At 59.7% G+C, this 22,131-nt stretch carries 20 protein-coding genes; 4 read left to right on the top strand and 16 right to left on the bottom strand.

Translation table 11 applies throughout. The features are described 5' to 3' along the window. Window position 1 precedes the first annotated feature (1 nt). From VLX68_15470 to VLX68_15430, 9 genes are all read right to left on the bottom strand, one after another. Window positions 2-1,150: a putative peptidoglycan glycosyltransferase FtsW gene (locus VLX68_15470; protein HUI93646.1), complete on the bottom strand. Its 1,149-nt coding sequence runs from the start codon at window positions 1,148-1,150 to the stop codon at window positions 2-4. Further along, on the bottom strand, window positions 1,147-3,945 hold the full coding sequence (gene murD / locus VLX68_15465; protein HUI93645.1) for a UDP-N-acetylmuramoyl-L-alanine--D-glutamate ligase: 2,799 nt from the start codon (window positions 3,943-3,945) through the stop codon (window positions 1,147-1,149). The genes VLX68_15470 and murD overlap by 4 nt, the downstream gene beginning before the upstream one ends. After that, window positions 3,935-5,407 (bottom strand): UDP-N-acetylmuramoyl-L-alanyl-D-glutamate--2,6-diaminopimelate ligase, encoded by a 1,473-nt coding sequence (locus tag VLX68_15460; protein ID HUI93644.1) that lies wholly within the window; start codon window positions 5,405-5,407, stop codon window positions 3,935-3,937. Before VLX68_15460 ends, murD begins: the two co-directional genes overlap by 11 nt. Continuing rightward, entirely contained in the window at window positions 5,394-5,612 is a 219-nt protein-coding gene (locus VLX68_15455) for a hypothetical protein (GenBank protein HUI93643.1), read from the bottom strand. Before VLX68_15455 ends, VLX68_15460 begins: the two co-directional genes overlap by 14 nt. A 24-nt stretch (window positions 5,613-5,636) precedes the next feature. Further along, a complete protein-coding gene (locus tag VLX68_15450) occupies window positions 5,637-7,625 on the bottom strand; it encodes a penicillin-binding transpeptidase domain-containing protein (GenBank protein HUI93642.1) in 1,989 nt (662 codons plus the stop codon). Further along, the gene (locus VLX68_15445) at window positions 7,625-8,032 is read right to left on the bottom strand and encodes a hypothetical protein (GenBank protein ID HUI93641.1); all 408 of its coding nucleotides are present in this window, start codon (window positions 8,030-8,032) and stop codon (window positions 7,625-7,627) included. The genes VLX68_15450 and VLX68_15445 overlap by 1 nt, the downstream gene beginning before the upstream one ends. Window positions 8,033-8,048: 16 nt before the next feature. Then, complete coding sequence (gene rsmH, locus VLX68_15440; GenBank protein HUI93640.1) at window positions 8,049-8,990, bottom strand: 16S rRNA (cytosine(1402)-N(4))-methyltransferase RsmH; 942 nt, start codon at window positions 8,988-8,990, stop codon at window positions 8,049-8,051. Beyond that, on the bottom strand, window positions 8,977-9,432 hold the full coding sequence (locus VLX68_15435; protein ID HUI93639.1) for a hypothetical protein: 456 nt from the start codon (window positions 9,430-9,432) through the stop codon (window positions 8,977-8,979). The genes rsmH and VLX68_15435 overlap by 14 nt, the downstream gene beginning before the upstream one ends. A gap of 268 nt (window positions 9,433-9,700) precedes the next feature. Continuing rightward, complete coding sequence (locus VLX68_15430) at window positions 9,701-10,270, bottom strand: hypothetical protein (protein ID HUI93638.1); 570 nt, start codon at window positions 10,268-10,270, stop codon at window positions 9,701-9,703. A 177-nt stretch (window positions 10,271-10,447) separates the two neighbouring features. Here VLX68_15430 and glmM point away from each other — a divergent pair, with 177 nt between their 5' ends. Then, window positions 10,448-11,788, top strand: coding sequence for a phosphoglucosamine mutase (gene glmM, locus VLX68_15425; GenBank protein ID HUI93637.1), 1,341 nt, complete (start codon window positions 10,448-10,450; stop codon window positions 11,786-11,788). Between the two features lie 109 nt (window positions 11,789-11,897). Then, complete coding sequence (locus VLX68_15420) at window positions 11,898-13,205, top strand: hypothetical protein (protein ID HUI93636.1); 1,308 nt, start codon at window positions 11,898-11,900, stop codon at window positions 13,203-13,205. 94 nt (window positions 13,206-13,299) lie between these two features. Here the strand turns inward: VLX68_15420 and VLX68_15415 are convergent, their stop codons facing one another. The 6 genes from VLX68_15415 to yihA form a co-directional block, all read right to left on the bottom strand. Beyond that, complete coding sequence (locus VLX68_15415) at window positions 13,300-14,712, bottom strand: hypothetical protein (protein HUI93635.1); 1,413 nt, start codon at window positions 14,710-14,712, stop codon at window positions 13,300-13,302. 215 nt (window positions 14,713-14,927) lie between these two features. Beyond that, entirely contained in the window at window positions 14,928-15,773 is an 846-nt protein-coding gene (locus tag VLX68_15410) for a tetratricopeptide repeat protein (GenBank protein ID HUI93634.1), read from the bottom strand. 13 nt (window positions 15,774-15,786) lie between these two features. Then, a complete protein-coding gene (locus VLX68_15405; GenBank protein ID HUI93633.1) occupies window positions 15,787-16,710 on the bottom strand; it encodes an MlaD family protein in 924 nt (307 codons plus the stop codon). Beyond that, window positions 16,707-17,438, bottom strand: a complete 732-nt coding sequence (locus VLX68_15400; GenBank protein HUI93632.1) for an ATP-binding cassette domain-containing protein — start codon at window positions 17,436-17,438, stop codon at window positions 16,707-16,709. The genes VLX68_15405 and VLX68_15400 overlap by 4 nt, the downstream gene beginning before the upstream one ends. 68 nt (window positions 17,439-17,506) lie before the next feature. Continuing rightward, on the bottom strand, window positions 17,507-18,310 hold the full coding sequence (locus VLX68_15395; protein HUI93631.1) for an ABC transporter permease: 804 nt from the start codon (window positions 18,308-18,310) through the stop codon (window positions 17,507-17,509). A 5-nt stretch (window positions 18,311-18,315) separates the two neighbouring features. Beyond that, complete coding sequence (yihA, locus tag VLX68_15390; protein HUI93630.1) at window positions 18,316-18,930, bottom strand: ribosome biogenesis GTP-binding protein YihA/YsxC; 615 nt, start codon at window positions 18,928-18,930, stop codon at window positions 18,316-18,318. A gap of 109 nt (window positions 18,931-19,039) precedes the next feature. On the opposite strand from yihA, the gene trpD reads away from it, so the two are divergent. Then, complete coding sequence (gene trpD / locus VLX68_15385; protein ID HUI93629.1) at window positions 19,040-20,059, top strand: anthranilate phosphoribosyltransferase; 1,020 nt, start codon at window positions 19,040-19,042, stop codon at window positions 20,057-20,059. Between the two features lie 10 nt (window positions 20,060-20,069). Then, entirely contained in the window at window positions 20,070-20,738 is a 669-nt protein-coding gene (locus VLX68_15380; GenBank protein HUI93628.1) for an MCP four helix bundle domain-containing protein, read from the top strand. A gap of 556 nt (window positions 20,739-21,294) precedes the next feature. Here the strand turns inward: VLX68_15380 and VLX68_15375 are convergent. Then, a complete protein-coding gene (locus VLX68_15375) occupies window positions 21,295-22,098 on the bottom strand; it encodes a DUF4388 domain-containing protein (protein HUI93627.1) in 804 nt (267 codons plus the stop codon). Window positions 22,099-22,131 lie beyond the last annotated feature (33 nt).

The following is a 22,131-nucleotide window of genomic DNA, read 5'->3' as shown; positions in this document are numbered from 1 at the left end:
ATTAACCCCTGTCCCGCGGCAGATGGTGAATTTTCCTGAACTGCATCGACGGCATACGCCGCCCCTGGCTCGAAATGTTGAGCAGGATGCCCATGCTGCCCACGGTGAATACCAGGCTCATGCCGCCGTAGCTTAAAAACGGCAGCGGGATGCCGGTGGTGGGCACGAGCCCCACGTTGACGGCCGCGTGTATCAGCGCGTAAATCGCGCACACGAACGTGAACCCGAACGCCATGAGCCGTCCCATGGTGTCGGGCGCGGACAGCGCGATTTTTATTCCGCAGTAAACGATGAACGCGAACAGCAGGAGAACGAGAAGAAGTCCCACGAACCCGATTTCCTCGCCAAGTATCGAGAACACGAAATCGGTGTGCGGCTCGGGCAGGTAGAAATATTTCTGATCGCCCTGGCCAATGCCCACGCCGAACAAGCCGCCGTTGCCGAGCCCGATGAGCGCCTGATACGCCTGGTACCCCACATCGCCGGAATGGCCGGGCGTGTGCAAAAAAGCGAAAATCCTGTGCCTGCGGTATCCGGCGCCGAATGCCGCGAGAACGCCGAACGGAATCGCCGCGCCAATCAGCGCCGCTAGGTGCGAGATGCGGGCGCCTGCCACGAACAGCAGCACGACACCGATGGCCGCCACCAACGCTGCGGTCGAAAAATTGGGCTCCAGCCCGATAAGGCCGCACACGACCCCTATTTTCACGAGAAAGCCCGCGAGCTTCTTGGTGTCTTTTATTTCCTCGCCCGCCCGAGAAAGCTGCGCCGCGAGCAGGATGACCAGAACGAGAAGCGCGAGCTCCGAAACCTGGAACTGGATGAACCCGAGGGAAATCCATCTACGCGCGCCGTGGATCGCCCTTGCGGCCGGCGCCACGAGCACGAACAGCAAAAGCGCGATAACGCCGAAGTATGCGCCGGTGCTGTGGCGTCCCCAGAAATGGTAGTCAACGTTGATAAATACCATAAAGCACGCCAGGGCCAGCCCGGCGCGCACGAGCTGGCGCGCGAGGAAGAAATCCGAGCCGCCGAACTTGCTTTGCGCGAGCGCGAACGACGAGCTGTACACCATCACGATGCTCAGGCCGACCATCACGAGCGTGGCGATGAACAATCCCAGGTCGATGCGCGACAGCTTGCCGTTCACCGTGCCTCCCCTTTCAGTTTGCGCACGAGCGACGCGAACACCTGTCCGCGGTGCTCGAAGTTGTCGAACATGTCGAAGCTCGAACATCCGGGCGACAGCACCACCACGTCGCCGGGCCGGGCGTTGTTTTTCGCGCCGCGCATGGCCGCTTCAAGCGATTTAAACACGGCGATCCGCGTGAGTCCCTTCCATTCGGCCGCCATGCGGCCGGCGGCCTCGCCGATCAGGTACACGCCCCGCGTGTTCATTTTGATCGCATCCTTGACAATAGAAAAATCGCAGCCCTTGTCGCGGCCGCCCGCGATCAGGTGCACGTTGCGGCCGAACGCGGTCACGGCGCTTTGCACCGACTCGGCCGTGGTCGCCTTGGAATCGTTGTAGTATTTCACGCCGCTCACCTCGCCGACGTATTCGAGCCGGTGCGGCAGCCCCTTGAAGGCGCAGATGCCGGAAGCGATCGCCTTGTCGTCGATGCCGGCGGCGATCGCGAGCGCGGCCGCGGCGCAGGCGTTGTCGTAGTTGTGCGGCCCGCTCAGGAACATGTCGGTCACCCGGAACAGGGCGCGGGCCTTGTCGCCGAAGCGCGCCCACATCACGCCGTTTTCATGCCACACGCAGTCGCGGCCCTCGGCGGGCGCGCCGAAAAAGCAAACGTTGGTCTTCACGATCATCTCGTGCGCCCATGCCACGAGGCGCGCGTCGCGAGAGTTAAGCACCAGCAGGTTGTCGAAGGTGAAGTTGCGGGCGATCTGCTTCTTGGCGTTGTAGTAGGCCTCTTCACTTTCGTACCTGTCAAGATGGTTTTTCATGAGGTTGAGCACGGCGGCGGCCTTGGGCCTGAACAAATCGATGTTCTCGAGCTGGAAGCTCGAAATCTCGGCCGCCACCAATGCGTCGGAAGACAGCCCTTCCACGGCATTGACAAGCGGGATTCCTATGTTCCCCGCCACCGCGTATTTTCTGCCCGCGGCCTCCAAAGCGGCACCGAGCAGGCTCGTGGTGGTGCTTTTTCCCGTTGACCCGGTGACGGCGAGGAATTGCGCGTCGGTGAACCGGTAGGCAAGCTCGATCTCCGACCACACCGGAATGCCGCGGCGTTTTGCCTCCGTGAGGATCGGGAGGTCCGACGGAACGCCGGGCGACAGGATGACGACGTCGTTCGCGAGCACCAGGTCGCTGTGCCTGCCCCCTTCGCGGCCGATGCCGTCAAGGCCGGCTGAGGCAAGCAGCTTGTCGAGCTTTTCCCGTGCACAGATGTCGCTGATGAACACCTCCACGCCCTTGCGCATCAGGAATTTCGCCGCGCCGATGCCGCTTCGGGCCGCGCCGATGATTGCCGCGCGCTTCGGTAGGTACGACTTGGGAAGGGACAATGATTTCACCGACATGGCCGCCGCGTCAAGTCCCTGATACACGGTCTCGAGATGTATGCCGCGCGAGCCCTTGAGCAGCACGGTGTCGCCCGGCTTGAGCATCGCCTTTGCGGACGCCACGGCGGCTTCGCTGGTTTTGGCGGTAAGGATATTTTTCTGTTTCACGCCGCCCGCTGCCGCGGCTTTGGCCACGGTCTGCGCAAATTCCCCAATAGCAATGATGCGGTCGACGCCCGCGGCGGCAAGCTGCCGGCCGAGCGCCGCGTGCAGCCGTGACGAGTATTTTCCCAGCTCCAGCATGTCGCCCACGATCGCCACTTTCGGTTTTTTACCGGCCACCGCGACGAGCAGGTCTATGCCGCTTTTCATTGACGACGGGTTTGCGTTGTAGCAGTCAACAATGAACGTTTTTCCCGCTTTTTCCTCGATGGTGCCGCGCAGGGGCTCCGGTTTCATGGCCGAAAACGCCGCGCGCATCGCATAGGCGCCCACGCCGAACTGCCGTCCCACGGCGATTGCGGCAAGCGCCGCGTATATGAAATGCGCTCCGGGCATGGGCAGTTCGAATTCTTCTTTATCAACAGTGAACCGCGCGTGCCTTTCGGCGGTGAGCCGCACGTCGCTCGCGCGCACTTGGCAGTGCTTTGCCATGCCGAAATACACCACGTTCATTTTCGCCTTTTTCCCTTTTTTCACGAGCAGCGGATCGTCGCCGTTCAGCACGAGCACGCCGTTTTTTTTCATGCCGTCGGCGATCTCGAACTTCGCCTTTGCGATGTTGTCAAGCGAGCCGAAATACCCGATGTGCGCGTAGCCGATGTTCATGATCACGCCGATGTCCGGCCGCACGATGCTCGAGAGCACGTGGATTTCCCTGTGGTGGTTGGCCCCCATTTCGAGGACGCCGGCCGTTTCTTTGCCGGTAAAGCCGAGCACGCAGAGCGGCACGCCGATGTGGTTGTTGAGGTTGCCGCGCGTTTCGGAAACCGTCTGCGTCTGCTTGAGCACGGACGAAATAAAGGCGCGCGCCGTTGTCTTGCCGCTGCTTCCCGTGATACCCACCATTTTGCACCCGAGCGTCGCGCGATACTTTGACGCCGCGCGCTGCAGCGCCGCGAGCGGGTCATTGACCACGATGCACTTTGCCTTTTCCGCGTCCGAAAACAAGCCGAACTTCTTTTTCGATACCAGGGCCGCCGTTGCGCCGTGGTCAAGCGCGCTCTTCACGTACTTGTGCCCGTCGTCGCTTTCCGTTTCGAGGGCGACAAACACATCGCCCTTTTGGATTTTGCGCGAATCGTTGCACACGGCGCTGATACGTTTCGCCCGCTCATGCGGGGAAAACCGCGATGTTCCGCCGCTGTAGTCGGCGAACCGGCCGAGCGTAAGCCCGGCGCCCGCCTTTTTTGCCTCAACGCGCATGCGCCTTCGCCTCCGAAAAAGCCTTTATCACTTCTTCCCGGTCGTCAAAATGATGGCGAACGCCCTTTATCTCCTGATAGTCCTCGTGGCCCTTGCCCGCAACCACCACGCAGTCGCCCGGCCGGGCCATGGAAAGCGCCTTGCGTATCGCTTCTCTCCTGTCAACAATAGCCGTGTGAGGGAAATCGAGCGGGATGCCCCTCAAGATGTCGCGCACGATTGCCTGCGGATCTTCGCTGCGCGGGTTATCCGACGTCACCACGGCCTCGTCGGCGTTTTCAGCCACCGCCCGCCCCATGAGTGCACGCTTGGTTTTGTCCCGGTCGCCGCCGCAGCCGAACACGCAGATGAGCCTGCCCGCGCCGATCTTCTTCACCGTGGAAAGCACGTTGACAAGCGCGTCGGGCGTGTGCGCGTAGTCCACGAACACCGAAAACGGGGCGTCGAGCGGCACGCGGTCCATGCGGCCGGGAACGGTCTCCACAGCCTCGCAGCAGCGCCGCACCGTATCCATGCCGATGCCGAGCGCCGTTGCCGCTGCCGCGAGCGCGGTCATGTTGTAAACGTTGAAGAACCCGGCGAGCCTTGAGGTGAGAATTTCGCGCCGTCCCTTCAAGCTCAGCGTGACGGTCGTGGCGCCCCACCCGCATTGCCAGTCAACGATGCGCACGTCGGCCGCTTCGTTCCTGCCGAAGGTCACCAGGGGGTTTCCCGCAAGCTCCCTGGCCAGTCGCTGCCCGTACGGGTCGTCGGTGTTGATCACGGCCCTGCCGCCGGGTTTCAGGTATTCGGTGAAAAGCATTTTTTTCGCATGATAATATTCTTCCATTGACGCGTGAAAATCCAGATGGTCCTGCGTGAGGTTCGTGAACAGCCCGCAGTCGAATGCCAGCCCGGCAACCCGGTGGAGCGCCAGCGAATGCGACGACACCTCCATCACGATCGCCGCCGGCTTTTTTTCCGCGGCCGCGATGTCGCGGAAAATTTCAACCGCCTCGGGCGTGGTATTGTGCGCGGCCGCGGTCTTGCCGGCCTCATAATATTTGATTGTTCCGAACATCCATACGGCGTCGTTACCGTGAACGAGCTGAAGCAGCGTCTGCAGCAGGTGCGCGGTGGTGGTCTTGCCGTTGGTACCGGTCACGCCCACGCTCCTGATTTTCGCCATGTCGATGCCGTACACCGCCCTGCTCGCAAGGCCGAGCGCGCGGCGCGCGCTCGGCACCTGCGCCCACGCCACGGGACAGGCCGGCTGCGGGTTCTCCGACAGCACCGCGCTTGCGCCTTTGTCAACGGCACTCTTAATGAACGCGTCGCCATTCACCTTGAAGCCCTGAATACTCACATACAGCGAGCCCGGCCCGGCGGTGCGCGAATCGCAGGTGACGCCGGTGAGAACCGGGTTTTGGCCGCCGCCGCTTTGGCGCACCTCGAGCTGCTTTGTCAGATCATTCCACGTCATGTTTTTCAGCCGGCCGCTTTTTTGTTCGTTTGACGATCTTCCCGTTTTTCTTGTCCCACTTCATTCTGAAACCGGCGGCGTTTTTCTGTATCCACGCTATTGCCTGTTCCGTGAAAAACTTCGACTCGGTATTGTCGCACGGCCCAATTTCCTGAAGCATCACGTTGATTTCCGCTTCCATGTACTCCTGCAAACCGTTTGCCATAGCCGTTTTCCCCCTTGACGGCCGCTACATTTTTCCGGCCGGTGCGCCAAACGAGCACACGAGCGTGCAGGCCTCGGCATGGTGCACGAGGTTGCCCGCGATGGGCCCCTGGCGTGTGACGATGCCGGCGCCGATCACATAGGGCGAAAGCCCTTTCAGGTTCATCGCGTTCACCGCTTCGCGCAGGTCCTTGCCCACGCAGCTGGGCATGGCGATGTCGCCGCGCCCGGGCTTTGCCGAATCCTGAACCGTGGTATAGAGCAAAAGCTTCCGTGTAGGAGCGAGAAGATTTTTCCCCTCCGGTTCCTGAAAAGCAATTTTCCCTTTCCCGCCGCCCACGATCTCAAACGGGATGTTTTCGGCCTTCAGCGCCGCGGCGGCCATCTCCGAAGGCATGCCCACGAGATCGGGCACCGGCGTTCCCTCCTCCGCCTCGATCGCGCCGTCCGCCCCCGGCCGGCCGAGTATCTTCTCGGCGAACTCGAGCTGCGGGTGCGAAATGATCTGGCTCATGATTTTCTGGAACGCCGGCGCCGCCGCCATGCCGCCCATCTCGCCGTGTTGCGGTTCGTCAATCACCACCGCGCAGAGCAGCAGGGGGTTTTCGGCGGGCGCGAACCCGATGAACGACGCCCAGCCCAGAAGGTTCGAATATGTGCCCGCCTCCTTGTCGAACTTCTGCGCGGTCCCGGTCTTGCCCGCCACGGCGATCCCGGGGATCGCGGCCTTGACGCCGGTCCCTTTGGTGACCACGGTGCGCAAAATGGCGGTGAGCCGGCCGGCCACCTCCCTTGAGACCACGCGGCGCACCGGCTTTACTGCCGTGCTGTCAAGCATGGTCCCGCCGGCCGCGCGGACGGTCCCCACTATCCTCGGTTCAACGAGCACGCCGCCGTTGGCGATCGCGGCGAACAGCAGCGACATCTGCAGCAGCGTCACGCCCACCTCCTGGCCGATGGCCATGGTCACGCGCGTGCGGCCCGACCATTTTTCGATGGGATGCACCACGCCGCATTCCTCGCCGGGAAGCTGGACGCCAGTCTGGGAACCGAACCCGAAATCGCGTGCGTATTTGTAAAGGCGGTCGTTGCCGATGTCGTTGGCCACCTTGGCGAAACACACGTTGCTCGAATAGGCCAGCGCGTCGGAAAACGTTAGCCTGCCGTAGGGCTTCTCGTCGCGGATCTTTTCATCATACACCTCGTAAACGCCCTGGTTCCCGTCGATGATGTCGGTCTCCTTCCGCACGCCCTCCTGCAGGGCGCACGCCGCGGTGACCGTCTTGAACGTGGAGCCGGGCTCGAAGGTATAGCCGATGCATTTGTTAAGCCGGGCATCGAGGGCGTAGCGGGCCGGCATGTTCGGGTTGAAGGCCGGCTCGTTCACCATGGCGAGGATGGCGCCGCTGGCCGGCTCCATCACGATGCACATGCCGCCCTTCGCGGCCAGTGCCGCCACCGACTGGCGCACCACGTTCTCCGCGATCTTCTGGATGTCGATGTCGAGGGTGAGGTACACGTCGGCGCCGGGCTCGGGCTGCTTTCTCGGCAGGTCGATCGTGGGGTATTTCCGGTTGCGGCCGTCGCGCATCACGATGGCCCAGCCGTTTTCCCCACGGAGTTGCTTGTCAAAAAAGAACTCGGCGCCGCCCAGGCCCGAGCCGTCCTTGCCCACGTACCCGAGCACGGCGCCCGCCGCGTCGCCGAAGGGATAGACGCGGCGCAGCGCTATCCGCTGGCGCGCCGAATCGGCGGGCAGGTCCTGCGGCCCGAGCATCTCGGCCGGCAGCACCAGCTGGCTGCCCACGCTCGTCGAAAGCACGCGGCCCCTCCTGTCGCGGAGGTCGCCGCGCTTCGCAACCAGGATCACGCGCTGCTGCGCCTGCTTCCTGCTTTCGGCGGCGAACTCCTTGTTGCGCAGCACCTGGATGTAAAAAAGCCGCGCCACGATACCCGCGGCGCAGAGCGTCAGGAGGAGGACGATGCAAAGCATCCGCGCCTTGAAGGTGGGCATTATCCTCTCCCCCTGAAAAACGGCATTTTGATGAAGGTGAAAAAGCCCGTTCCTTTTTTTCCGTTTGCCGCGCAGTTCCTGGTTTCGCGTATCACGACGATTTGCGCCGCCGCGGGATATTCAAGGCCGCGGTGCTCCCGCGTGATCGCCTCGATGCGCGCGGTGCTCGACAGCTTTTCGTTATAGAGCCGAAGCGCGGCAAGCTCCTTGCCCGCTGCAGAGAGGCTGTCGGCCAGCGCGCTTTCCCGCATGGAAAGATCGGTGATGAATATCTGCTTCGACACCATGAACAGCGGCCAGATGATGAGGAACGCGACGCATACGGTTCCCGCGATGAGCTGGCGGAGCTTGAGCACCGGAGCATGCGTCTGCCCCTGGGATGTTTTTAATTTTGTTTTCTGTTGCATGCGATGCTTCCGTGTTCTAAGCGACCTTCTCGGCCGCGCGCAGCCGCGCGCTTCTTGCGCGGGGATTTTTTCTCACTTCGTCTTCCGAGGGCCGGATCACTTTTTTGTTTAGGCGCTTAACCATTATTTTTTTTCCGCACCGGCAGCGTTCAAAAACCGAAGGGCAGGTGCAGGCCTGCTCATTGTCCCGGAAAAAATTCTTCACGATCCTGTCCTCGAGCGAATGATAGGAAATGACCACGATCCTGCCGCCCTTCTTTACATACGACAACGCCGCGTCCAGGCAGGCCGCAAGCTCGGAAAGCTCGCCGTTCACGGCTATTCTGAGCGCCTGGAACACCTTCGCGATCACCTTCACGGCGAGTGCGGGGCCGTATTCCCGTTTAAGGCACCCCACCAGGTCGGCGGAGGTGCGCAGCGGGCGCGTCGCCTGGCATTTCTTGATGGCGGCGGCCATGCGCGTCGGGTTCGTTATTTCCCCGTAGGTCGCAAGGGCGTTTGCGAGTTCATGCTCGCTCGCCTGCGCGCAATACCTTGCCGCGGTCATGTCCGCCGAAGGGTCCATCCGCATGTCGAGCGCGGCATCCTTCATGTACGAAAACCCCCGGTTGGCCGCATCGATCTGGCGGGACGAAACGCCGAGGTCGAGCAGCAGCCCGTCAAGGGCGCCGATGTCGTGTTTGTCAAGAACTGTGCCGAACCGTGAAAACGCGCATTGCTCGAGGATGACGGTCGCCGCGTTCCCGCCCGTGGCGGCGCGGCACCATTCAATTGCGTCGGGGTCTCTGTCGATTCCAATGGCGGTTCCCCTTTTGTCGAGACGCGAAAGTATTTCCCTGAAGTGCCCGCCGCCTCCCACCGTCGCGTCGAGATAGGTCCCCTCCGGTTTCACCGCAAGCGCTTCCACGCTCTCTTTGAGGAGCACGGGAACATGGTAGACTTCGTTAGCGTCCAACATTCCTCGCCGCGGCGTCAACGGATTTGAAGAACACCTTGTCAAAATCCTTCTGGTCCCCGACGTATTTATTGAGACGGGCGGTGTCCCAGATTTCGATAAAGCCGAGCTGGCCGATAAGGGTGACGTTTCTCCCGATGCCCACCATCGCCATCTGCGAAGGGCTTAACGCAATTCTTCCCTGCGGGTCAAGCGATGATTCCTGCAGGGTGCGATAGAGCGTGGTTTTGAGGAGCACGGTTGCCGGCGTCTGCGGCCATGCGGATATCTCGTCTTCGTATTTGTTCCACATGTTTTGCGCGTACGCGCGAAGGCACCCGCCGGGCGCGCGGCAGATCACGAACGTTTTCTTGGCCTGCGCCTCCAGAGCATTGCGGAATTTGACGGGGATGCTCACGCGTCCCTGATTGTCAACGCTGGCTTCGAAGGTACCTCTAAAACGCATGGTGTTTCCCTAAATTTCCCTAATTTTACCTTTATCTCCCTTTAGAATACTAAATAGAGGAAAGGATGTCAAGTTTTTTTTAATTATTTTGCTCCGATATTTTTTTCCTTTAAAAGACAAAAAAGCGCCTGTGAGATGAAAAACCACAATATATTGCGTAATTTCATAGTTACAAGCACAATATATTGTCTTTTATGAACTTGCGGAAAATGCGGAAAAAACGGTGCTAAAGCTGCGTTAAAAGATGTTGGGACGGAAAGAAGAGGGATTACTTGAGATCGGAAATTTCAATTTCGCTGCCGTCATCGGAATTGAAGAGGCGCGTATCTTCGTAGAGATTCATGTTCATCTCGACATGCTCCTTGCCCGACGCCGCCTGCGAGGACGGAACAGCTTCCGCCGCGGCATCGGCCATGCCAGGGAGCGCAGGAGCGGTCTCGAGTTTCTTCTGGAGGCTCTTTACCTTTGCGCGCAGCGAATAATTCTCGCTGATGACGATGTCGTATTCCTTGTGCAGTTCGCGCAGCTTTGTCTGCAGTTTTTCTATCTGGTCGTTGTTGGTGACGTTTTCCTCCTGGATTTTCTCTATCACCAGGTGCTGGTTTGAAAGCGATTTGTTAATCTGCGCAATGGTCTGCTCGTACTCGTTGAGCCGTTCTTCGGTGGATTTCTGGGCCGCGAGGAATTTGGTGTCGCCCGGAAGCTTTCCCCACGGCGCAGCGGCCGGAACACCTGGCTGTTGCGCGCCCATGGAGCGCTTTTGCGCATTCATGATAACTAAAAATCCGAGCGCGACAATGGCCAAAATCGGGATGATGTAAAGCAGTTCGATGGGCATAGATTTGCAGCGCTTCAGAATGGATTGCTTTTCGGATTAATTATAATATACTGCGTTTATAAAAAAAAGATGGAATCATAGGAATCTTTTTTTAACGCCGTCAAGGAAAGGTACCGGCAATGATTTCAAAAACACGGGCGTGAAATGATTTAATTTTATTGCCAGGAGAAAATAGCCGTGCCAAGCCTTCCCATCATGAGCGTGTCGGGCATACGCGGCATTATCGGCGAAACGCTGACGCCGCACCTGGTTTACACCATCGCGCGCATCCAGACGCGGCTTGCCGGCGGCGGCGATGTTGTCGTGTCGCGCGATACGCGTCCGACAGGCCCCATGCTTGCCGCCGCGATCTACGACGGCATCGCCGCCGGCGGCGGCATTGCCGTTGACATCGGCATAGCGCCCACGCCCACCGCGTGCGTTGCCGTTGACCATTTCCGCGCCTCGTCGGGCGTCATGATCACCGCGAGCCACAACCCGCTCCCCTACAACGGGTACAAAATGGTCCACGCCGGCGGAAGGCTCTTTACAGGAAAGGAATGCGACGAGGTCTATCGCGCCTTCGCGCTCCAGGGAGCCGACGCCGCGATCACCGCACCCGGCACCCTGCCGCAGAAAAAAGACGCGATACGTCCGCACCTCGAGCGCATCCTCGGCGCGATTGACACAAAGGCAATCCGCAAGGCGCGCATCACGGTGGCCGTTGACTCCATCAACGGAGCGGCGGGCGCGATGTTCCCCCAGCTGCTCGAGCGGCTCGGCGTGGATTGGGTGGGCGTGCACAACAAGCTCGACGGCGATTTCGCGCATAATCCGGAGCCCCGGCCCGAGCACCTCCAGGACCTTTCGCGCCTGCTCGCCTCAACAAACGGCCTGTGGTGCGGTTTCGCGTTCGACCCGGACGCGGACCGGCTCGCGCTCATGGGCGAGGCCGGACAGCCCCTTACCGAAGAGCTCACGCTCGTGCTTGCGCTCGAAAACGTTCTTTCCAAGAAAAAATCCGACGTGGCAACCAACCTTTCGACCTCAATGATGGTCGATGACGTTGCCAGGGAATTCGGCGTTCGGGTTTTCCGCACGAAAATCGGCGAGGCGAACGTGGTCGAGGCAATGGCGGCAAACGGCTGCGCAATCGGCGGCGAAGGCAACGGCGGCGTGATTTATCCCGCGGTTTCCACGGTGCGCGACGGCCTGACCGCCATGGCGCTCATCCTCGAACTCATGGCAAAGCGTAAAAAACCGGTGACCGCGCTCGCGGCGCGCTGGCCCAGTTATTCCATTGTCAAGGAAAAGATCCCCTGCGGCAGCAACCCCGGCGACGTCATCGCCGCGCTCGCGGGCCGGTTCGCAAACGAAACCATTGACACGCAGGACGGACTCAAGATCATCCGCAGTAACGGTTGGGTGCATGTGAGGCCGTCGAACACCGAGCCCATTGTCCGCTGCATTGCCGAGGCACCCACCGAGCAGCAGGCCCGCGCGCTTGCCCGGATGATGATGGAAAAAATCCCGCGCTGAACGTCCCCGTCAACCCTTGCCGCTAAAAAAGTGGCGGATGTATCTTTAGGGGTTGCCAACACGCCGGTTAAACGGTAAAATAAGGTTTCGCGGCCCAAGGAGAGGACTGATGCGACGGAAAAGTCTTGTATTGATCATCCTGGTTTTCGCGGCAGCGCTTTTCGCACAGCCTTCAAGCGGGCCGCGCCCCGTTACCGGCGCAACCACCATCAAGCTCAAGAAGCCCCTCACCAAGGACGTCGCCGACCAGCTGCGCAGCGCGGCCGTCACCGCCTTTAAGATTGACTTATGGCAATGGATGGCAGAAGAGGCCGACGTGAGCGTGGACACCGCAAACGCCATCCAGCGCTTCCATTTCAACACCTTCGCCGATTCTTGTCTCGGAAGGGCAAAAAGCGCGCAGTCGCTCGCCGGCCGCGACGTCACGCTGTCCTTCACGGTGCCGGGCGACGAGGTCAAGAGGATGCTCGAGGAATCCAACACCAAGTACTATGCCATCTCGCTGCGGTTCTACACGCTCATGAAGTCGGCGCTGGAAGAGAAGGCATATTCCCGCATGTATAACCTGGGGATCCTTGCCATCTATTACACGCTGGGCCGCATGGGATCGCCCATCGGCGGCGTTTCCACCGACGAATCGACCCCCCGCTCGACCCTGCTTGACGACGCGCGAGCCGTGATGCAGGCGTACTTCAACAAGTTCTCGCTGCGGTCCGAGGAGTACATCATCACCGGGAAACCGGGCACCGTGCTCGCAGCGCCGCTCAAGGTACAGGCGTTCATCGACACCACGCCCCTGCCCGCCATAACCATCGTGGGCGTGCTGCCCGGCGGCAAGAAAGTGTGCGGCGGCGTGACCGGTCCCGACGGCTCGGTGGAATTCAGGGACTTCAGGATCCCCTACGTGGCCAAGGGCTCCTCGCTCATGCTCAAGCCCGACTTCGCGGCCGGCATCCCCGGCGTCACGCCGTTTGACGCGCGCGACCTCGGCATCAACCTGCCCGACCAGCAGCTCATGTTCAACATCATCCCCGCCACTTACGAGCTCTCGTACAGGGCCAACGCGGTGAGCGTCGTTTCCATCCCGAAAGACTTCGCGGGCGACACCTATGTCAACAAATACCTCCACGACTCGTGCTTCCTCACCCCGGCCGTGCCGGGCGGCAAGACCGACCTGTACATCTCCATGACCAGCCAGGTGTCCTCGTTCGCGCGCGACGAAACCGAAGACACCCTGCTGCGGGTCGAAGACGACATCGCCATCGATGACGCCTCCCACAAGCCGCTGTCGCGGCACCAGGGAGTCGCGTTTGAAAAGGCGTACGAAAACGCGGTGCAGATACCGTATGGATTGTTTTTCTGGGAGGCCGCGGGAAAGTCGATGAGGGCGTTGAAGGAGATGATTAGGGGGTTGTAGAAATAGTGTTAATGCGCTTTTTGTCATTTACATGATATACTATCGCAGGCATCAATTGACAGCCGTTTATATGCAGCTATATTCTGAAATAATTTTATCGTGCCTCAACACACTTAAGCAACTGCCTCCTCGATTCTGTTTCAATCTGTACTATACAAATCCCTACTGGCATAATTTCCTCTAGTCTAATGCTGTGAACCCCACCATCATACTTCTTCCCAAAAATCAACCTTCCCTCCACATCAAACCCCTCCACTCCAGCAATTGGCTCCCTTGACCATACCGTATGCCCGGAAATCCAAACGGATCTCTTCATTCCTGAACCATGCACCCGATTCTGTCTCACCGCCGACTGGTTCGCCAGCCACGTCGTGTCTTCCGTAAATGACGCGGGCAATTGAATCCACAGCCCCGGCCATTCCAGGTGCGTTGTTGACGTCAGGGAATTGTCGGTCGATTCCACCAGTTTGAGGTACGTCGCGGTCTTCAGGTTGATCGCGTAGACATCTTCGCACAGTTCGGTGGTTTCATAGCTGCCGCCGTTCTGGAAATACCGCGAGACAAGATTGGATGCCACGCCGTAATACGGATGGTTGACCGACCATTCCGAATGCGTCCATCCCCCGAACGTGACATTGTCATGATTGACAGGCAGGAGCGAATCCGGAAAATCATACCACCGGATGATGTCTCCTGCGGTGGAGGCGGCAAAGATCCGCTGGTGAAATCCCCATGAGCCGAGAACCTGGTGCGTGTATTGCGAGGGAATCCCGAAATCCATGTACAGCATCACATTGGTGAAAATGCCGCTTGACGAAACGGAACCGTTGCAGGCCTGCGGATTGATGACGGTGTCCGCCTGCGTTGTTTTGTTTTTGCACAACAGGGAATGAAGGGTGTACACGGCGCCGGTGGCCAGGTCGGCCATTCTGGGATTCGGCTCGAACATCGTGGTGGCAAGATATCTTTTATCAACTGACAGGCCGCAGTGAAAACTGCCCGCGGCGTACAGTACCGAGTCCCGTGGCGAGGGCCCAGAACCCGTAATGCCCCTTATCATGGTCTGGCCGAGGCCGTTCCAGTCGCCCGTCTGCCACGTGGTTTGGTATATCACCTGGCGCGCCGCGGTGTCCTTGACAAACCGCGGCTCGTGCGCGCGCCCCTGCGTGACAAGAACCGGCGTCGCGTTTTCGGCGAGCCGGCACACCCAGGCTGAGACCGCCGGGGTTCCCTCGGCGCCCGTCGAATATGCAACATAGTTTCCGTCAGGCGAAATGCTCGTGTTCCAGGCGCCCTGGGTTGCGGCGATCTTGTGGAAGACCGGCGCGGACTCGGAAAAATCGACATAATACACATACCAGGCCGCGGAGTCAAGGCCATTGACAAACACAAGCTTCACCTGGCTCGACCCGGCAAAATCCCGCACCTGCTGCGCCGACGGGACGATACGCGCGTTTATTTGGGCGTGAGTATTGTGCAGGAAGCAGCAGCAGATCAACAAAGCCAAGGAAATCGACCCTTTCTTTATCAGAAATCCAAAATTCAAGCATGATCGAGCTTTCACGTTGCCATCCGATCAACCATTAATCCAAGAGGTGAGTTTCACTTGAAAATATAAGGCCAATTGGAATGTTTGTCAACTTTTACAGGGTGGATGGATTGATAATTCAAGGAAAAAAAATATGAAGAAAATCATCAAGCAGCACATCTACAAATCAATAGTTACCAGGGAATCTCTTTCATACATGACAAAACCATTTCCTTTTGCGGGACCTTTTTTCCTTCAACGATGCACTTTTCCGCCCGTTCATAGAACCATTGAGCTTTTTCCACGTCCTTTTTGCAGGTGCTCACCACGCTCGCGGCAAGCAGGATGCGCCAGCGGTCAAAGCGCAGCTGCGTCTTGTCGCCGAGTGCAAGCGCCTCGTCAAGCAGCTTCGCGGCTTCGTCATAATCGCCGAAGTAGTGGTACACGACCGCGCGGCGGAGGCACGCGTCGGCCGCGCCGTGCCAGGCCTTTTGCTTTTTGTAAAGGTCATACGCCTCGTCGAGGTACGCGAGCGCCTCCCTGGTGTGGTCGCGCAGCCACGCGAGCCTGCCGTGCACCATGAGCCAGAAGGATTTGTCCGCGGTTTTTTCCGGCGTGATGGCGCCGATCTTGTACCACGCAAGCGCGCTGTCGCTGCGGCCGGCGGCGGCATGCGAAAGCGCCGCGAACCCGGCGGCCTGGCGCGCCTCGTTCTGCTTTCCCGCAAGCGCGAATTCACGGTGCGCGGCCGCGAAGCAGGCGGCCGCGCTGTCGCACGAGTCAAGCTCCATGAGGCAGCGTCCCAGGTTGAAGCGGTACAGGGCCGCCTGCTCGGGAATGTCGTGGCTCTGCGCCTGGGCGAGCGCCTTTTTGTAGAACAGGAGCGCGCTTTGGAGCTTGCCTTCCTCGAAAAAACCGGCCGCGCGCGTGCCGTACACGTACCCGTTGTACCAGTACGGCGGCTTTCCCTTGAGCGGGTTGGCGCAGAAGAGCAGCATCGCGCATCCGCACAGGGCACCGGTCATTATCCAGCGTTTCACCGTTTCTCCCCTGTCATCTTGAAGGGTTGTCGTTCATGAGCGGGTCGGCCTGGCTGTTGATGCCGCTCTTGATGATGAAATTGCTCTGGAGCGCCTTGAGCAGGAGCTCGACCTCGGTGATGTCGGCCTGCACCCTGGTCATGACCGAGGGAAGGTCCTGCGACATGGAGTGCACGCTTTTGACAAGCAGGTTGACATCAGAGACGAGCGTCCCGACTTTCGAGGCGATGGTCTTCACCGAATCCGCGATGTCCTTGCCCTTCTCGCCGATCTGCGCTACCTTGGCCAAAATGGTGTCGAGGCGGGCGAGCGTCGTGTACGCGCGCAGGATGAGGCCGTTGGCGTTGCGCGCCGTGCTGTGGGCGAGCACCAGCAGCGTGTCCTCCTTGATGAGCCTGCCCACGGTGCCCTTCCCCTCGGATATGTCCTGCAGGATTTTCTGCAGCACCTCCACCGTCTTGGTCACCTGGTCGAGCGTTTTCGCGAGCGGCGCCTGCACCTCGGACAACAGCGTGTCGCCGCTTTTCACCGACGGCGAATCGGGGCTCCCCCGCGTGAGGTCGATTTCCCAGTCGCCGATGGCCACATTCTTCTGCTGGAGCCTGGCCCTACTGTCGCGGTGTATATACGGCGTGTACATGCGCTTGATTTTCAGCTTCACTTCGATGTGGCCCGCCGGGTTGAGTGAAACCTTTTCGATGCTGCCCACCTTCATCCCCAAGATCGTCACCGCGCCGTTGCTGGCGAGGCCGCTTGCCGTGTCGTACTTGACAAACAGGTGGTCCCATTTTTCAAGCCGGTCGCGGAAGACGGTGAAAAGAAACAGGATGGCCAGGATGACCACGACGATCAAAATGAAAACGCCCACGAACAGGTTCCGGTATCGCCGGTGGAACGCCTCGCCCGAGGGCCGAGAAATGTCCGAGGATCTGTTCATAGCGCTTCCCGAAGCAATGAAAACATGTCCCCCGCGCCCGCGGACACGACCGCAGGGTCGCGGTAATCATGCAATTTTCCGTCCTGCAGCACCGTCACCGGGCATTGCAGTCCTTTTAAGAACTCGATGCTGGTGCACACCACGACCATCGCGATCCCGCGCGAGGCGTTGAGCCCCTTGAGCACGCCGGCTATGCCGCGGGCCGTCACCGGGTCAACGCCCGACGTTGGCTCGTCGAGGAAAAGGAGCGACGGCCCCATCACCAGCGCACGGGCGATCGCCGCGCACCGAGACTGCGCGGCCGACAGCTCGTTGGGATATTTCGCGTCGACGTTGAAAAGCCCCATCTCCTCCATGCACGCATGAACCGTTGCGCGTATGTCGCGTTCCGCAAGGTCGCGGTGGTACCGCAGCGGCAGCGCGAGGTTGTCGTATATGGTAAAGTTATGGACCAGCGCTGGCTTCTGAAACACATACCCGATGCGCTGCTTCGCCCTCACCAGTTCGTCGTGATTCAGATCGGCGATGCACGCGCCGTCCCACAGCACCCTGCCGCTTTCGGGCGCATGCTGGCCCGAGCACAGTTCGAGCAGCGTGCTCTTGCCGCTTCCGCTCCTTCCGGTGATCACGAACAGGCCGCCTTGCGGGACGCCGAAGCCAACCCCATCAATCAAGGCCTGGCCGCCAAACGAGAACCGCAGGTCAACGGCGGAGAATGCGTCAGCCATATATCATACACTCATGTTTTTGAAAAATGCCACAGGTATCATGCAATTGCCCTTTTGCAATCCGCTTGTCACAATGAAAGGAAGAACGTGAAAAACGTCACCAGAATATTGATCAGCAGCGTGATGATCATGCAGCTCACCACGCTCTTGAGCGCCGCCTGGGGCACCTCGCGCATGTTGGTGACCGCCAGGCCGTGATAGCAGCTCATGAGCGCGACGATTGATCCGAACAGCACGTTTTTAAAAATCGATATGATGATGTCGTTCGGCCGAAGCGAGTCGAGCACGGTGCCCATGAAAAAGCCGAACGGGATGCTCACCTTGACTTGTGCGATAAAATACCCCCCGATGATCGCGATCACGTCGAAATACACCGACAGGCACACCATGGACACCACCATGGCGAAAAAGGCCGGCATCACGATGAAATGGACCGGGTCGATGCCCATCATCTCGAGCGCCGAGAGCTCCTTTGCCACGCGCATGTTGCCGATGTAGGCGGCCAGCGCCGAGCCCGACCTGCCCACCACCACGAGCGACGTGAAAAACGGGCCCAGCTCGCGCACCACCACCATGACGAGGATGTTCCCGAAATATTCGCCCACGCCGAACTTGGGCATGGTGGTCATGGCCTGGATGATGATGGTGATGCCGCACAGAAGCCCGATGATGCCCACGAGCCAGAACGCCTCCACGCCGGTGAACAGGATCTGGTTGACGGTCTGCTTGAGCGAGGCGGCGATGCCTTTTTTCCCGCCCACGAAAATCGCGGTGACGGTGTCGTAGAACAGCGCAATGACGTCGAACGCCGTTTTGCCCATGGATGCCGCCCATGCGCCAAGCCGGTCGACAAGCTGCAGAAACCTGTTCATGCTCTTCATTCCGCCTTGTTAAGAGCCGCGGTCCAGGCATAATACCGTCCGCAGAAAAGCCCCCGGCTGCCGCCGCCCTGGGTCGAATACGGCACGGGATCGACCGGAAAATTAAATTCGCGCCGGTAAAGCCCGATGCGCTTCCGCTGCTCCCCGCGGCTGAGCTTGTCGGCCTTGGTGAGCACGGCAAGCACGGGCAGGGAAAGCGACGCGAGCCACGAGTATGCCTCTTTGTCAATGTTCAATCCCGGATGGCGCATGTCGCACAGCCAGATCACGCCCTGCAGGTTCTTCCTGTTTTCGCAGTAGTCGGCGATGAGCTTTGACCAGCGCACCTGCTCGTCCCTCGCCCGCTGCGCGTACCCGTAGCCGGGCATGTCGGCCCATACGCTGCCGTCGCTCACCTTGTAGAAATTCGCGAGCGTGGTCTTGCCCGGCGTTTTTGACACGCGTGCAAGCCCGCGGTCGCCGAACACGTGGTTGATGAACGACGACTTTCCCACGTTGGAGCGCCCCAGAACGCAGAACTCCGTGGCGCTGCTTTGGGGAATATCTTCGTACTGCGCGGCCGACGACAGGAACTCAGCGCTCAGCAATCGCGATAAATCTTTTTCAGGCATATCCTATTGTACAACTATCGTGATGATTTATCAAGAGATGGGCCATTAATTGCGATTACAAAATATATTTTGTTCCTGTTTGCGTTTCCATTGACCGGAAGGACACCCCATGACCATCCAGGAAGCGATCAAGGAAATCATCGCGGGAAAAAACCTTACCGTTTCCCAGGCGCGCGACGCGTTCGACGCGATCATGAGCGGCAGCGCCACCGACGCGCAGATCGGCTCGTTCATCACGGCGCTGCGCATGAAGGGCGAAACGCCCGACGAGATCACGGGCGCGGCCGCGGCGATGCGCGAAAAGGCGGCACGCGTGGTCCCGGCCGACGACCGGCACGTGGTTGACACGTGCGGCACCGGCGGTGACGGCGCGCACACGTTCAACATCTCCACCGCCGCGGCCTTTGTCGCCGCGGGCGCGGGCGCCTTGGTCGCCAAGCACGGCAACCGCAGCGTGTCGAGCAAATGTGGCAGCGCCGACGTGCTCGAGGCGCTCGGCGTGAACATCGGCGCCGACGCGGCGATCATGAAGCAATGTCTTGACGAAATCGGCATCTGCTTTTTGTTCGCGCCGTCGTTCCACAAGGCCATGAAATTCGCCATCGGCCCGCGCAAGGAGATCGGCATCCGCACCATCTTCAACATCATCGGGCCGCTCACCAACCCTTCCCTTGCCAGGGCGCAGCTCCTCGGCGTGTTCTCGCCGCAGCTCACCGACGTGATGGCGACGGCGCTGCTGAACCTGGGAAGCGCCAGGGCCTATGTGGTGCACGGCGGCGACGGCCTCGACGAAATCACGGTCACCGCCGAAACGCGCGTCGCCGAGCTTTCAAACGGCAACGTGACCTCCTACGACATCAGGCCCGAGGACTTCGGCATCAACCGCGCCGCTTTGGCGGACATCGCCGGCGGCACGGCGCGGGAGAATGCCGCAATTGTCAAGGATGTGCTGAACGGAAAAAAAGGCCCGCGCCGCGACATCGTGGTGCTCAACGCGGGGTTCGCCGTAGCGGCCAGCGGCCTCGCGGCCGACCCGAAGCAGGGAATCGCCATGGCGCAGGAAGCGATTGACAAGGGGAAAGCAATGGAGAAGCTGCAGAAACTGGCGGCAAAGACGGGTGGGAAATAAATAACCGGATATGATAGCTTTTATCCGAAAAATCGCCGCGACGCTTTTCAGGAGCCCCACCTGGGGCCTGGTGATCGCGGTGGCCATCGCGCTGGTCGCCAACATCTCCACGATCGTTTACATCGTGTCGCTCCAGAACGACCTCGAGGCCATGTTCACCACGGACCTTACCGCCAGGGACTGCATTCAGTCGGCCAGGATCAAAATTCTTTCCATCCACAAGGACGTCCACAATCTGTTCCAGCTCGCCGATTCAGGAGCGCGAGACGCCGCCGCCGGAAAGATCCTCGCGGACAGGCGCGACGTGGAGTCGCTGCTCGCCAAATCGAAACAATTATACCGTTCCCGGAGAAGCGTCCAATTGGTCGGGGATGCGGGCAGGCTCTTTGCGGAATGCGCAACCGCCATCGATTCGCTTGTCGATATTTCGAAATCGGGGGACGACGGCCAGGCGCTCGGCATCATCAACGGCCGCATGAGGGAACAGTTCGATACGCTCGACGGCCGGCTGCATTACCTGGACGGGCTCAAGCAGCGGCATGACCTGAGGGTGTTCAGGAACATCGATTACCAATTGACAATTTCCATCGTCTTCACGGTCATCGCGCTCGTCATCAGCATCGTGATACGGCTGGTGATGTACCGGCAGAAAAAGAAGCCGGGCGTAGTGAAAGCGTGATTTGATTTAAAATTTATTTATGAGCTGGGCGTTCCCCTCGCCTTCGTCAAGACTCAGGCTCGGGTCGGTCTCCCTACGGGCTCGGCTGTTCGCCTCGTTGCCGGACCGCCCGAGGTCGCCTTCGGCGATGGGTCGGCCGGCAATTCGCCCTGGCTCCCCCTCCGGTCCACCTAACGCGGCGGCAAGTTTCTTGTTTGCAAATAATATCCCGTGGCGCCAATCGTGCAGTAAGGAATTCATCGAAACAATAAGAGGTATTTTTATTTTACAATTATTGTCTTCTTCCTTGTAATAATAGCACGCGCTACCGTCGCAGTCTCGCCAGCCACTAAGTCTATCCGCGAATCACGGGAGTATCGGCGCCAAAGAGGGGGTGTGGGTGCACTTGGCAAAAGGCATAATAAAATAGTGCGAAGCACCGATACCATACCAAGACCAAATGAAATGGCAGATCGCCGCCGCCTTCCAGAATTCATTTTTGTCAAGGAGGCGGCGGAAGCCGCACCCCCGGGGGGAGACCTCCCCCGCCAAAATTAAAACCTGACTCAGAATATATTTATATTGTGGGAAAACTTGTCTGCGTCGGGTTGCCCGTCAGCGGTGCCGACGGCTGGCGTGCGGCGGCCGAACGCGAGGCCTGCAGGTTGGCCTCGTCGAGCAGCCGGCAGCCCTCCATAAGGAGCATGGAGGTGGCGAGCTCGATCTGCGGATTTTTGATATCGACGATCTCGGGCAGGAACTCGAAGGTGCCCCTCGTGCATTTCAGGATTTCGAACACGGCCTTCTCGCCGAGAAAATCCTTGAACTGCGCGGTGAGCACCTTTCCCTTCAGGATCGTATAGCTGCCGTCGCCGATGTTTGTTTTTATGGTGAGCAGGCCGGTCTTGGCGCCCGCCTCGAGGATCTGGAAAATCTCGATGGCGCACAGGTGCTCCAGGTCGCCCGAGAACGCCGGCTGCTGGTCGAGGGCCTTGATTTTCGAAAGCTCGATCACTTCCGTTTTGTCATGCGATGCCTTTTCGGTGAGGTCATCAAATTCGCCCGTGATGGCCTGCGGGTCATCCACGAAACGGGAGGTGAACACCGTGGAGGCGATGCGGATCTTGTCCCAATCCTTGAGCGGGTGCAGCTCGCGCGGCCTGATTTTCTTTCCGTTGAGGTAGGTGCCGTTCGCGCTGCCGAGGTCGGTGAGGATGAAATAATTGAGGAACTCCTGCCATTCGATCTGCGCGTGAAAGCGGCTCACGCGCATTTCCATGAGAACGGTCGAGTTGAGATTCGACCGGCCGATGGTCACCTTTCCCGTGGGTGAAACCGGGATGGGCGCGTCGGGATAACGGACAAGAAATAAATTCGGCATAGCGGAACACCACCCGTCAAATGGTAGGCCTGT

The sequence above is a fragment of the Chitinivibrionales bacterium genome (assembly GCA_035516255.1).
In the GTDB taxonomy this organism is placed as follows: domain Bacteria; phylum Fibrobacterota; class Chitinivibrionia; order Chitinivibrionales; family FEN-1185; genus FEN-1185.
This window is presented reverse-complemented; position numbering and strand designations above follow the sequence as displayed.

What these genes read in the sequence shown, in the direction of transcription:
- murD (HUI93645.1), bottom strand. Translation starts at nt 3,945, where the DNA reads ATGCGCGTTGAGGCAAAAAAGGCGGGCGCCGGGCTTACGCTCGGCCGG.
- VLX68_15460 (HUI93644.1), bottom strand. Translation starts at nt 5,407, where the DNA reads ATGACGTGGAATGATCTGACAAAGCAGCTCGAGGTGCGCCAAAGCGGC.
- VLX68_15455 (HUI93643.1), bottom strand. Translation starts at nt 5,612, where the DNA reads ATGGCAAACGGTTTGCAGGAGTACATGGAAGCGGAAATCAACGTGATG.
- VLX68_15450 (HUI93642.1), bottom strand. Translation starts at nt 7,625, where the DNA reads ATGCCCACCTTCAAGGCGCGGATGCTTTGCATCGTCCTCCTCCTGACG.
- VLX68_15445 (HUI93641.1), bottom strand. Translation starts at nt 8,032, where the DNA reads ATGCAACAGAAAACAAAATTAAAAACATCCCAGGGGCAGACGCATGCT.
- rsmH (HUI93640.1), bottom strand. Translation starts at nt 8,990, where the DNA reads ATGTTGGACGCTAACGAAGTCTACCATGTTCCCGTGCTCCTCAAAGAG.
- VLX68_15435 (HUI93639.1), bottom strand. Translation starts at nt 9,432, where the DNA reads ATGCGTTTTAGAGGTACCTTCGAAGCCAGCGTTGACAATCAGGGACGC.
- VLX68_15430 (HUI93638.1), bottom strand. Translation starts at nt 10,270, where the DNA reads ATGCCCATCGAACTGCTTTACATCATCCCGATTTTGGCCATTGTCGCG.
- VLX68_15420 (HUI93636.1), top strand. Translation starts at nt 11,898, where the DNA reads ATGCGACGGAAAAGTCTTGTATTGATCATCCTGGTTTTCGCGGCAGCG.
- VLX68_15405 (HUI93633.1), bottom strand. Translation starts at nt 16,710, where the DNA reads ATGAACAGATCCTCGGACATTTCTCGGCCCTCGGGCGAGGCGTTCCAC.
- VLX68_15400 (HUI93632.1), bottom strand. Translation starts at nt 17,438, where the DNA reads ATGGCTGACGCATTCTCCGCCGTTGACCTGCGGTTCTCGTTTGGCGGC.
- VLX68_15395 (HUI93631.1), bottom strand. Translation starts at nt 18,310, where the DNA reads ATGAACAGGTTTCTGCAGCTTGTCGACCGGCTTGGCGCATGGGCGGCA.
- yihA (HUI93630.1), bottom strand. Translation starts at nt 18,930, where the DNA reads ATGCCTGAAAAAGATTTATCGCGATTGCTGAGCGCTGAGTTCCTGTCG.
- trpD (HUI93629.1), top strand. Translation starts at nt 19,040, where the DNA reads ATGACCATCCAGGAAGCGATCAAGGAAATCATCGCGGGAAAAAACCTT.
- VLX68_15380 (HUI93628.1), top strand. Translation starts at nt 20,070, where the DNA reads ATGATAGCTTTTATCCGAAAAATCGCCGCGACGCTTTTCAGGAGCCCC.
- VLX68_15375 (HUI93627.1), bottom strand. Translation starts at nt 22,098, where the DNA reads ATGCCGAATTTATTTCTTGTCCGTTATCCCGACGCGCCCATCCCGGTT.